This window comes from Jeotgalicoccus sp. S0W5 (genome assembly GCF_011634875.1).
Lineage (GTDB): Bacteria > Bacillota > Bacilli > Staphylococcales > Salinicoccaceae > Jeotgalicoccus > Jeotgalicoccus marinus.
The window spans coordinates 1-773 of sequence record NZ_SIRQ01000019.1; the positions used below are offsets into that span (position 1 = coordinate 1).

At 36.2% G+C, this 773-nt stretch carries 1 protein-coding gene; it reads right to left on the reverse strand.

Going from position 1 to position 773, the window contains the following annotated elements:
* Positions 1-30: 30 nt before the first annotated feature.
* On the reverse strand, positions 31-471 hold the full coding sequence (locus tag EYB29_RS11230; RefSeq protein WP_091474364.1) for an NUDIX domain-containing protein: 441 nt from the start codon (positions 469-471) through the stop codon (positions 31-33).
* Positions 472-773 lie beyond the last annotated feature (302 nt).

The window sequence follows — 773 nt, forward strand, 5'->3', positions numbered from 1 at the left end:
CCCCCCGTTAACTTAACAAGGATTTACTTTTTAACGAATAAAAGCTAAGTCATCATTGGCAAGGGCGTCATTTAACCATTGAGGATGCATTTTCAATAAGTCTCTTGGTAAACTTTGTTGTTCAAAAAATTGAATTTCTTGTGACTCAGAAGAATTACATCGTAGTTCACCCCCAGTAATTTCAGCAAGAAAACAAGTTGTTATAAAATGCACTACTCTTCCACTTGGATAAGTAAAAACCTGAGAATCAGGCTCAGAGTACACACCTATAAGCTTTTTAATTCTAATATCTAAATTGGTTTCCTCTTTTATTTCTCTAATAGCTGCTTCAGAAACTGTTTCCCCTATTTCTATATGTCCTGAAGGAATACCCCAAAGTCCTACATCGGACCTTTTTTGCAACAAAACTTGGTTCTCCTCATTCAAAATAATAACTGCAACACCAGCTTTCAAATCATCGATCCTTTTCATACGATAAATACCTCCTAAATAATAAAAAAAGAGCCGAAGAGAAAGATTTCAACGCATAACAACTACGCTGAACCTTCCCCCTCGGACCTTTTATGTCAATAGGTGCCTTTTACATATTGTAAAAGATGTAGCCCTCGGTCACTGACCTACCTAGATAGCGGAACCCTAGCTACAGTTTTCTAGTTCATTTTTATGCTACCACAATTACTTAGAAAATAAAAGATACTCTTCAACTAGCCTGACCTTAGTTTAGCAAAAATCTACCAGCTATAATGTTTTTCCACACGATAATCCGAATACCC